The sequence below is a fragment of the Weissella oryzae SG25 genome (assembly GCF_000691805.2).
Lineage (GTDB): Bacteria > Bacillota > Bacilli > Lactobacillales > Lactobacillaceae > Weissella > Weissella oryzae.
Map to the genome: position 1 here is coordinate 283,263 of NZ_DF820484.1, position 6,367 is coordinate 289,629.

6 protein-coding genes are annotated in these 6,367 nt (G+C 38.6%); all 6 read left to right on the plus strand.

Going from position 1 to position 6,367, the window contains the following annotated elements; all coding sequences use genetic code 11:
* Positions 1-9: 9 nt before the first annotated feature.
* The 6 genes from TT13_RS01475 (at position 10) to TT13_RS01500 (ending at position 6,103) form a co-directional block, all read left to right on the plus strand.
* Complete coding sequence (locus tag TT13_RS01475) at positions 10-2,184, plus strand: LTA synthase family protein (RefSeq protein WP_027698331.1); 2,175 nt, start codon at positions 10-12, stop codon at positions 2,182-2,184.
* Between the two features lie 39 nt (positions 2,185-2,223).
* Positions 2,224-2,676, plus strand: a complete 453-nt coding sequence (locus TT13_RS01480) for a MerR family transcriptional regulator (RefSeq protein WP_027698332.1) — start codon at positions 2,224-2,226, stop codon at positions 2,674-2,676.
* Between the two features lie 235 nt (positions 2,677-2,911).
* Positions 2,912-3,115 (plus strand): helix-turn-helix domain-containing protein, encoded by a 204-nt coding sequence (locus tag TT13_RS01485; RefSeq protein WP_052348503.1) that lies wholly within the window; start codon positions 2,912-2,914, stop codon positions 3,113-3,115.
* 74 nt (positions 3,116-3,189) lie between these two features.
* A complete protein-coding gene (locus TT13_RS01490; protein ID WP_027698333.1) occupies positions 3,190-4,440 on the plus strand; it encodes a hydroxymethylglutaryl-CoA reductase, degradative in 1,251 nt (416 codons plus the stop codon).
* A gap of 6 nt (positions 4,441-4,446) precedes the next feature.
* Positions 4,447-5,403, plus strand: a complete 957-nt coding sequence (locus TT13_RS01495; protein ID WP_027698334.1) for a hypothetical protein — start codon at positions 4,447-4,449, stop codon at positions 5,401-5,403.
* Between the two features lie 4 nt (positions 5,404-5,407).
* Positions 5,408-6,103, plus strand: coding sequence for an NAD-dependent protein deacylase (locus TT13_RS01500; RefSeq protein WP_027698335.1), 696 nt, complete (start codon positions 5,408-5,410; stop codon positions 6,101-6,103).
* Positions 6,104-6,367 lie beyond the last annotated feature (264 nt).

The window sequence follows — 6,367 nt, forward strand, 5'->3', positions numbered from 1 at the left end:
GGTAGGATTATGAAACAATATAACCGACTAAGTTGGACGCGGTCACGGCTAGGCTTTGTGATGCTATTAGTAGCATTGGTGTGGGCTAAAATGATGCTAGCCTCGGCCGTAGATTTCAGCTTGTTTTCAGCAGCGGAGCCCGTTCAGTGGATAACCATGCTTATTAGCCCGATAACTGTGCCTCTATTGATGATTGGTTCAGCATTGTATTTCCGTAAGGCACGGTATTTTTATTCAATTGCGATTTTAATGTACATTATCAATGTAGTTTTAATTCAGTTGAATGTAATTTACTTCCGGGAATTTACTGATTTCATGTCAGTTTCAGTGATGCTTGGGTATAACAAGGTCAACCAAGGTTTGGGGGCATCAGGGTTCGCGCTAACAAATTGGCATGATATTCTTTATTGGATTGATTTTCTAATTATTCCAGTGTTGTTCTTTTTTAAAAAAATTCGTTTTAGTCGCGAAGAAACGCCACGTTTTACGGCTTTTGCAGTAACAACTTTCGCGCTTTTTGCCTTTTTAGTAACTTTTGCATTTGGAGAGGCACAGCGGCCACAATTGATTACGCGGCAATTTGATAGTAAGGAAATGGTTAAAGACTTAGGCTTAGATACTTATACCATCGTAGACGGTATTAAGACGCATGGTGTTAATCAGATGCGTAAAAATGCTAAGAAATCAGACATTGATAAAGTTCGGGCCTATTTGAAGGGACATTATGCGGCAGCTAATCCACAATATGCGGGAATTGCCAAAGGTAAGAATGTTTTTGTGATTCACCTAGAATCTTTCCAACAGTTCTTAATTGACCTAAAAATTAACGGTCAAGAAGTTACCCCATTTTTAAATAGTATCTATCATTCAAACAGCACGATTGGATTTGATAATTTCTTTAATCAGGTTGGTCAAGGTAAGACCTCAGACGCAGAGAATATGCTAGAGACTTCAACTTTTGGTTTACCACAGGGTTCTTTATTTGCAACGCAAGGTAGCAGCCAAACCTTCCAAGCAATGCCAGCTATTTTGAATCAAGATGAAGGTTATGCGTCAGCTGTTTTCCATGGTAATAATGCTAGTTTCTGGAATCGAAATAATACCTATAAGAATATGGGCTATCAATATTTCTTCGATGCTAGTTATTATGATACTTCTGGTGATAAGGCAATGGGCTATGGCCTAAAGGATAAGTTGCTATTTAATGATTCGATTAAATACTTAGAGCATATCCAACAGCCTTTCTATGCGAAGTATATAACGGTAACGAATCATTTCCCTTATACCCTTGACGACCAGGATAAGAATCCTAATTTCACAACGACTAATACTGGTAATTCAGTAGTCGATGGTTACTTCCAAACGGCTAACTATTTGGATGCTTCAATTAAAGAATTTTATGACTATCTTGATAAGTCAGGATTGGCTAAAAATTCAATCGTTGTAATTTATGGTGATCACTATGGAATTTCTAATTCTGAAAACAAGTCACTAGCTTCGGTATTAGGTAAAGATCCAAATACTTGGAATAGTTATGATGATGCAATGTTGCAACGTGTTCCATTCATGATAAACATTCCGGGTTATACAAAGGGGTATACTGATCACACTTATTCTGGTGAGGTTGATGTAATGCCAACGCTTGAACATTTATTAGGGATTACTGATACTTCTGGTTATATTCAATTTGGTCAAGATTTATTAAGCACTGCGCGTAAACAATTAGTTGCTTTCCGAAATAAGGATTTTGTGACACCAGATTATGCCTACATAAATAAGACGATTTATGATAATAAGACTGGTCAAGTTGTTAATAATCCTTCTAAAAAGCTGACAACTGAAATCAATAATTGGCAAAAAGCGGTTAGTGATCAATTAGGTTATTCTGATGATGTTAATCAAAAGGATCTGTTGCGTTTCTATACGCCAAAGGGCTTTAAATCAGTTGATGGAGCGAAGTATAATTATGCTAATGGATTAGCAAAACTAGAGAAACTTGAGCAACTAAAGGGTAATAATTCAAAGAGTCTCTTCTCAGAAAATGGTAAAAATTCAACTGTTGGACTTTACCAGACTGACGCACCAGAAAAAGATGAACCTAAGACAAACACATCACGGATTCAACAAGTTAATCCAGATGGTGGTGATAGTACAGATGGTGGTAGTAATACACCAAATCCATAATGCCTTTGCTTGATAAAAAGGCAGAAGAGGGGGTAGTAAGTGGCTTTTATCAATAAACATGATTTGTTAAAAAAAGGCCTACAAGCAGATCGTTTTAAATTTCGTATCGGTGAAATCGCTAAAATGACCGGTGTTTCAACGCGCCAGTTGAGATATTGGGAAAGTAAGGGAATTATTAGACCGATTGAACGCGAAAGCGATGAGGCTAGGGTTTATAACCACGAAACCTATATTAAAGTGTCAATGATCAAGCATTTTTTGGATGAAGGGGCAAGCTTGAAGGTCGCTGTCATAAAGTGCAAAGAATTAGAAAAAATTTGGCGAATGGTACATGATGTAGTCAGTATTGGTGTACAAGGGATTGGGACACTAGACGGTGAAGAGGTTGTTGACCTAGGCTTCTTTGATGAAGCACATCTGCAGCGCCTATATGCAAGACGTATGTCTGATAATGAAATTAAATATATTGTGCGCGATGTAAATGAGCGCTAAAGAAAAGAGTCAAACAGTAATGTTTGGCTCTTTTTTGAATAAGTGATTTCCAACTATTTTGTTTAGGGGTTAAGCATAAGTTTACTTAAAATGCTCTTGTTATTAGTGGTGACGGGCTGAAAATAGTTGGGGGATGTTAACAAAATGCAGGTTGTCTAAGATGCTAATAAGATGACTTAAACCTTGCGAGAGATATTTTTATAATCAAATTATAAATAGTGGGAGGTTTAGCAAAATGCAACTTGGCGAAAAAATTACAAAACTTAGACAAAAAATGCGTATGAATCAAGGGGAGTTTGCCAGATTGATCCATGTTCATCAGTCAACCGTATCGCGCTATGAGCGAAATCATATTCGACCTGATACAGATACTTTATTGATTTTATCTAGCTTAGCAGAGGTTTCAATCCATGAATTTTTGAGCAATCGTGGCGAGTAAAGTTGATAAAATGTTAAACTAAGCAATGGTGTATGATTGTTTTAGGTTATATAAATTTAGGAGCTAAGAAACTAATGGCCGATTGGAAAAATTTTTATAAGTTGACCTGGAATGAGCGGGTAAAAAAATTAGTTGCTAATAAGGCGCTATCAGAGACTGAACAACAATTAATCGAAAGCCATTTTGACGCAATTTCAGAGCAGCAGATTGAAAACTATTTGTATAGCTTTGGGCTACCAACTGGACTTCTGACGGAATTATTAGTTGATGGAAAGCTTGTGTCTGTTCCAATGACAACTGAAGAGCCGAGTGTTATTGCAGCAGCTAATAATGGTGCTAGGATGATTCGTGCTGGTAGTGGAATAAAGAGTAGGCAGCTTGGACATCAAGTTCGTGGGCAGATAATTGTTACCAATCTGGTGAATCAAGCAACCTTACTGGGTAATATTAAAAAAAATAAAGCCTTGATCATCGACTTAGCAAATCAAGCCTACCCGTCAATGCTCAAGCGTGGGGGTGGTGCACAGGATGTCTTAGTTGAAGTATTAAATGAAACTACAGTTATCATTAATATATTAGTTAATCCCTGTGCAGCTATGGGCGCAAATGTTGTGAATACCATGGCAGAAGCAGTAGCAGCATATCTACGTGAGTTAGGTTATCAGGTATTGATGGCAATTTTGTCAAATTTGGCAACCGAGGCATTAACAGAACTAACAGTAGCGATACCAGTAGATGCTTTAGTGACGAAAACCGATACTGATGGTCGAGCAATTGCAAAGCGTATTATGCAAGCAAGTGAAGTTGAGCGTCTATCAGCTCATCGAGCAGTTACCAGCAATAAAGGGTTAATGAATGGAATCGATGCTGCTGTCTTGGCTAGTGGCAATGATACACGGGCAGTGAGTGCAGCTCTTCATGCCTATGCGGCGCGAAGTGGTCACTATCAAGGTTTGGTTAATTGGCAGTTAGTTCATGGTGAGTTGATTGGTAAAATGACAGTACCACTCTTATTAGGCACAGTTGGTGGCTCGATTAAAATTGTCCCGGCAGTCAAACTTAACCATGCCATTATGGGTAACCCAAGTGTAACGGAGTTAACCGCAATTATTGGCGGTGTTGGGTTGGCTCAGAATTTAGCGGCTTTGCGTGCACTGGTAACGGCAGGGATTCAAGCAGGACATATGGCCTTGCAGGCTAAGTCACTGGCTTTAGCGGTTGGCGCTACAAATAGCGAAGTTCCAATTTTAGTGAGAAAATTACAGGCTCAGGGGCACTTTGATTCAGATACGGCTAAAAAAATATTAGATAATATACGAGAGTGATAAAAAATGACAACTTTTTCAGCAGATACAGTAAAACTTTTAGAACAAGTCAACCAAGTTTATCCAGGATCCATTATTCTACGCGCATCTGGTGATGCGTCTGGTTTAATTCAATCTGAGCAAGTTAAAACCGATATGCTTGGTACTAGATTGATGGTTGAGGTAACAGATGCAACCGCACCAGATTTTATGGCAACTGGTGAATTGTTGCAGATGTTATTGACTTTAAACGGTTATCCGCAGATTTTCTTCCAGCTTAGTGCAGCTGAGGAAGCTTTAACTGAACAAATGATGGTAATGGCGACATACTTGTATCGACCAGTAATGCGCGCAATTATCTATCGTGAACAAGCAGCTCATGGCTTGTTGACTGCTGAAGTGGCAAATGCTTATACAGCTGGGGTGTTAGCAACTTTAAGTGATGAAGCAACGAATGATAAGCGGGAAGCAGCCTTACGTTTGTTGACATTATTTGATGCCCGGGTCTTTATGGCAAATTACCCTGGTGATACTAGTAAATGGACAGAACAATTTACAAAACATTATCCTGAAGCATGGGAAGCAGCTGGTCTTTTGGTTGAGCAAATTGTGTTAGATCAAATTAAAGATCCAGCTTCTGTCCACCGGGCAATTGTAACAGCATTTAAGGGATTTGATGCACAAATGTTGATGTGGGAATTGCCTGAACTCTATAACACAGAATTTACAACGGTCACACCAGTTTTGTCAGAGCGTCAGTTGCGCTTAACAGTTAATCAAGTCTTTGAAATTAAGCATGCTGATTTTAAGAATCAAGCGACTGGTGGAGATGCTTATATTGCCCTGGCTAAGAATGATGGTCAAAATAGCTTTGTGATTACGCCAAGTGATACGGATCAAGCCGCTTGGTTTAAAGAGTTCTATCAAACACCAGTGCAAGATATTTTAGATGCAATGAAGTTACCTTACACTTTAAGGGACTAATCAGATGATTACTAAAGAGATTCAAAAACAATTTGATGAGGCAAGACAAATCGTCTTTTTAACCGGAGCGGGTGTTTCAACGGCATCAGGGATTCCAGATTACCGTTCTAAAAATGGAATTTATCAAGGTTTGGAACAACGGCCTGAGTATCTATTGAGTACGGAGGCTTTGCACCAAGAACCAGCGGCCATGTATAACTTTATGAAGGAATACATGTACTTTCCAGAAGCTAAGCCAAACATCATTCATAAAGTAATGGCTGAATTGACTAAACAGGGACGGGCGCGAATCATTACGCAAAATGTTGATGGGTTGCATGAGAAAAGTGGGGCGCAGCAAGTCTTAAATTATCATGGGTCGTTATATAATATTTATGGTGTGGTTACCGGTCAGCGCAGTACGGTCGAGGCATACATGCAGAGTATGTATGCCAAAGATGGCGAGTTACTAAGACCAGGCATTACCCTTTACGGTGAGATTCCATTTAGGACTGAAGAAGCAGCTCTTTGGATGCAGCAAGCAGACTTAGTGGTTATTGTCGGGACGAGCTTTGTTGTCTATCCATTTGCTGGACTTTTGCAATATGTCCAGCCAGGGGTGCCAATTCTGGCAATTAACTTGGAAAAAATTGATACGCTTTATCCGGTTAAACAGCTAATTGGGGATGCAGGATCCTTTTTCAAAGAGTTAAAAATTTAGATGAGAGTGGCTGTCGCAAATTTAGCGATAGCCTTTTTTATATTCCATTTGAAAACAATAAGTTAATTTGATAAAAGTACTTGACGAACCCTGATGTAATCTGTAATATAGATTAAGTTGTCAGAGGCAATCTGATGATTTTATCTACATCTTACATCAAACAAAGTTATATAAAGTTATTGACAAAGTTTGATAAATAAGATATGATATAAAAGTTGTCTTAGGGCAATGTAGATCATTGAAAACTGAATAACGTTTCGATAA